1 protein-coding gene is annotated in these 5,436 nt (G+C 72.9%); it reads left to right on the top strand.

Annotated elements, in window-relative coordinates:
• Positions 1-80: 80 nt before the first annotated feature.
• Positions 81-5,436 (top strand): hypothetical protein (locus ACLBXX_RS20565; RefSeq protein ID WP_447659535.1); only part of this gene is annotated, 5,356 nt, incomplete at its 3' end.

The raw sequence follows: 5,436 nt of genomic DNA, 5'->3' as shown, positions 1-5,436 counted from the left end.
CCGCGCTGGGCGTGGTGGCCGCGCCCCGGGCGGGGGGGGGGGGGGGGGGCCCCCCCGCCGCCGCCGACGCCGGCGGATCGGTGACCGTGGAGGCGAAGGCGGCCGAAGACTGGTTCCTCCTCGCGATCGCGGGTGGTGTGAGCCTCAACTCGGTCGCCGTCACGGGCGCCGTCATCGTCTTCGTCTTCGACCAGGGCGGCTCCGACCCGAAGGTGCGGGCGCACATCGGCGCGAACAGCGAGGTCCACGCGACGGGCGCCGTCACCGTGGCCGCGAGTCGCGAGATGGAGGCGGACGTCGCGGCCGGCAACCTGGCGATCGGCGGCGGCTCGGCGGGCGTCGGCGCATCGGCGGTCGTCGTGGTGCGCGGCAGCACCGTGGAGGCGGAGGTGGGCGCGGGCGCCGACATCCGGGCCGGCGGCGCGGGACTCACGGTCTCGGCCATCCAGTCCGCGGACCTGCTGCTCCTCGCGGTCGGCGGCTCGGGCGGCGGCACGGCGGGCGTCGCGGGCTCCGTCGTCGTCAACACGACGACGGACGTGACGAAGGCGAGCCTCCTCGGCAGCGTGAGCCAGCCCACGACGAACGTGGCGGTGAAGGCGCAGGACGACACGACGATCCTGTCCCTCGCGGGGCAGCTCACCTACGGCGGCACCGCCGGCGTGGGCGCGGGCGTCGACGTCGAGGTGCTGAACAAGACGACCGAGGCGTGGATCGGGAACGATGCCGTGGTCCGGGGCTCCGGCAACCTCACGGTCGACGCGATCTCGACCGAGGGGATCGACTCGATCTCCGTCGGCGGCGGCTTCGGCGGCACGGCTGCGGTCAACGTCAACGCCGGCGTCTCGGTCATCAACGTCACGACGCGCGCCTTCGTGCAGGACGGCACCTCGGCCTCTGACCGCGCGGACCTCGAGGTGTCGGGGAGCGTCCGGGTCGCAGCATCCGATCGCCTGCGTCTCAACGTGATCGCGGGCAACATCTCGGGCGGCGGCACCGCGGCGGTCGGCGCCGCGGTCGCGGTCCCCGTCGTCACGAAGAGCACGCGGTCGTTCATCGGCGCGTTCTCCCGCGTGATCGGCCTCGGGAACGGCGCGGCGCTCGACGTCGTCACGGGCGGGTACACCGTCACGACGCAGGACACGCGCTTCGACCCGTCGGTCGCCCTCGAAGGCGGCGGAGTCATCAACCTCGGCTTCGCGCACGGCTTCCAGAACGGCGACGAGGTCATCTACGACTCGGGCTACGGCGCGAACATCGCGGGGCTCGACGACACCCCCGGTGACGAGGTCACCCCGCAGCAGGTGTACTACGTCGAGGTCGTCGACGCGTTCCGCGTGAAGCTCCACCACCAGCAGGACCTGCAGGACGCGGCGATCGGCGTCTCGGGCGGCACGGGCGAGAGCCACCGCCTCATCCCGACCGACCAGGCCGGCGTCCGCAAGGACGACTCGCTCCGCTTCAACCCGCTGAAGGCCGGCGCGATCGGCGCGGGCGGGCTCATCACGCTCCCGTACGATCACGGCTTCAGCGACGGCGACACCGTCGTCTACAGCTCGGGCGGCGGCTCGCCGATCTCCGGCCTCATCGACGGCGGCACGTACTACGCCGAGACCAGCGGGCTCGCGCCCAACCAGCTGAAGCTCCGCAACAAGCCCGAAGACAAGGGCGGGGTGATCCTGACCGGTCTCGGCATCGTGAACACGACCGGGCGCGGGCACAGCATCGTGAAGAGCGGCGTCACCCCGGGCGGCGACGCGAGCGCCTACGGGCCGCGGGTCGTCGAGCTGTCGACCGACACCTTCCGCGGTGTCGCGGTCACCGCGAGCAGCAGCGACGACATCGCCGTCGTCGGCATCTCGGCCGGCGTCGCCGGCACGGCGGCGGTCAACCTCGCGGGTGCGGTGAACGTCGACAACGTGCACACCTACGCGTGGATCGGCGACAGCGCTCGCATCAACTGCAACGCGGACTGCAGTGCGGCGACGGCCGGATCGAGCACCGCGCAGAGCGTGCTCGTCGCGGCGGCCAGCCAGTTCTACCACCTGGGCATCGCGGGGGCCCTGTCGATCGCCGGCTCCGCCGCGGTCGCCATCCCGGTCGGCGTCCGCGTCGTCAACCTCAACACGCGGGCCCACGTCGGCAGCGGCGCGATCGTCCGGGCGCGCGGCGACATCGCCGTCACCGCGCGGGCGAAGGACGCCGTCGTCTCGGTGGTCGTCGGCGCCGGCGGCGGCACGGTGGGCGTCGCAGCGACCGTCGCGGTCTCGATCCTGAACACCAAGACCTACGCCTGCACGGGCACCCCCGCCGGCGACGGCGCCACGTGCACCTCGGGCGGAGCCACGTTGCGCGCCGGAAACAACGTGCTCGTCCTCGCGAGCGACGACACGAAGGCGATCCTCATCACCGCCGCCATCGCGGGGGGCGTCGTCGGCGTCGGAGCCGCCGTCGGCATCGCGCTGCTCACGAAGGACACGCAGGCCTCTCTCGGCGCAGGATCGGTGGTGGATGCCGCGGCCACGGGCGCAGGGCTCCCCGATGTCTACGCGGGCACGATCACGGGTGACCGCTTCGACCGCTACGGCGCCGGCGCCCCGTTCCACGGCGTCGCCATCCAGGCGTCCAGCTCGGAGGACGTCTTCGGACTCGTTCCGGCGATCGGCGGCGGCTTCGTCGGGGTGGCCGGCGGCATCGCGGTCACGCTGCTCCGGGTCACCACCAAAGCCTTCATCGCGGCCGGCAGCCTCGTGAACACGCTCGCCGGAGCCTCCGCCGCGCAGTCGGTGAACGTGTCGGCGGTCGACCGCTTCAAGTCCCTGACGATCGCCGGCGGTGCCGCGGGCGGGTTCGTCGGCGTGGCGGGCGGCATCGACATCGGCATCGCCGACACCAGCGTGCAGGCGGCGATCGGCGCCGGCGCCACGGTGCAGGCAGGCGACGACGTCGAGGTCTTCGCGCTGTCGGTGAAGGACGTGAGCTCTATCGCGGTGAGCATCGCGGGCGGCGCCGTGGGCCTCGCGATCTCGCTGTCGATCTGGGCGATCGGCGTGCAGCAGTCGGGCACCTACCACCAGGCCGACGGCGGCCGGTTCCGGGGCGAGTACAGCTCGGCGGTCGCGAACGACGCCGACCTCTTCTACCTCAAGGGCGACGTCGTCACCTCCGGCGGCAAGCGCTGGGCGGCGACGATCGACCACGCGAACGACACGCCCGGCACCAGCGGCGAGTGGGAGGGCGAGACGGATGCTGCGCCCACCGCGAAGGACAACACCGACGAAGCCGACTCCATCGCCAAGGGCGACGGCGGCTACAAGGACGCGCTCAACGGCACCACCAGCACGCGGACCTTCACCGCGTGGAGCAACGCGGTCTCGTACGACAAGGACGACGCGAGCTCGTACGTGACCTTCAACGGGCACAAGTACCGCCCCACCGGGAACTCCACGACCGTGGGCGCCTCGCCCGAGGCGAAGCCGTCGGAGTGGGTCATGATCGACGGCGAGGAGAAGACGAACTCGCGCGTCGTCGCCGCCATGGCAGGAGCGTCGTCGGGCATCGCGGCTGCGGCTCCGACGACGGGACTCACCGCCGACGCCGTCGCGATCCCGCCGGCCGGCGGCACGACGGCATCCGTGGACGGCGTCATCAGCGCGGGCCGGTCGGTGCGCGTGTGGGCGATCGACGACCTCGAGATCCTCGGCATCGCCGGCGCGATCGGCGGCGGGTTCGTCGGCGGCGGCGGATCAGTGCTCGTGCTGAACATCCGCAGCAGGACCGAGGCATCCGTCGGCGAGAACGCCCAGATCACGGCGGGCGCCGGCGGCGCCGACGAGATCAGCGTGCGCGCCGCCATGACCGAGCACGGACTCGGCTTCGGTCTCGCCGCCGGCGGCGGCTTCGTCGGAATCGGCGGTCAGGTCACCGTCATCAAGGACACCAGCACGCAGTTCGCGCACATCGACTCCGGAGCCCAGCTGCGCCGTGCCGGAGGCCGCGTGCTGCTCGAGTCGGTCGCGAACCGCTCGCTCGAGGTCTACTCGATCGGCGTCGCGGTCGGTGCAGGGGCCGTCGGATTCGCCATCGCGTACGTCAGCGTCGACGGCGACAACCGCGCGGTGAGCGGCTACGACCCGGCGACGACCCTCGAGAACGGCACCGTGGCGGTCGGCGCCGGCGGCGTCGTCGGAAAGTACGAGGCGAAGGTCACCGACAACGTGACGGTGACGGCGCTCGGCATCTCGCTGGCGGGTGGCGCTGTCGGCATCGGCGGTGTGCTCACCTTCGTCGAGCTGGGCGGCACGGCGCGCGCGTCGGCGGCGCCCGTCGGCACGATCGGCGCGGGCGGCGTCTCGGTCACGGCCGACGGCAGCCGGACGGTCGGCGTCACGACGCTGAACGTCACGGTCGGCGCCTTCGCGCTCGGCGTGACGGTGGCGCGCGCGAACTCCTCGCGACACCTCGAGTCGGCGCTGCGCGGGAACACCACGACGACCGGGCAGGTGACGGTCCGCGCGACCGCCGACAACGAGGCGAGCGTCACCGCGCCCGCGGGCGGTGGAGGGGGCGTCAGCGTCCAGATCCAGGTCGTGTTCGCGGTGCTGTCCGGTCACACCCTCGCCGAGGTCGCCGGGAGCGTCACGAATGCGTCGGGCATCACGGTGGAGGCGGATGCCGAGAACCGGGCCACATCCGACACCGTCATGGGCGGCATCGCCCTCATCGGACTCGCCGGCGCGTGGGCGAGCGTCGAGGTCACGTCCGCCGCGTGGGTCCGCGCGACCGTGGCCAGCGGCACGCTGAACTCCACCGGCATCATCGCCGTGACGGCGAAGACGCACGGCGACGGCAGCTTCGCGAAGGCGATCGTCGACGCGATCTCGGGCGGACTCATCGACCTGAAGGCCATGATCGCGATCGCCGAGGTCGACAACGAGGTGGCCGCGACCATGAACGGCGCGGTCACCGGGGCGACTGCGGTGCGCGTGCGCGCGACAGCCGGCAGCACCGCCGAGGCCCGCGTGCTGACCGCGGCCATCGCGCTGGTGAGCCTCGCGATCGGCGCGGCCTACGCCCTCGTGAGCGGTGAGACGTTCGCCCGCGGCGCGGGCTCGCTCGGCGCGAGCGGCGCGGACTACGACGTCACCGCGACGTCGACGAACCGCGCCACCGCATTCTCCAACGTCATCACCGGCGGCTTCCTCGGCGGTGTCGCCGTGTCGGCGCCGGTCGCCGAGATCGGTGCGCAGACCGGCGCGGACTGGAGCGGCACGGTCACCTCGGGTCACGACCTCACCGTCAAGGCGGACGCCGACAACGAGGCCACCGCGACGGCCAAGGTGCTGTCGACCGGCATCATCGGGGTCTCGGGTGCCGAGGGCAAGGCGACGATCGCCGCCCCGCCCCCCCCCCCCCCGGGCGGCCGGCGACCCGCCC

This window comes from Microbacterium sp. C23T (assembly GCF_053345975.1).
This window is presented reverse-complemented; position numbering and strand designations above follow the sequence as displayed.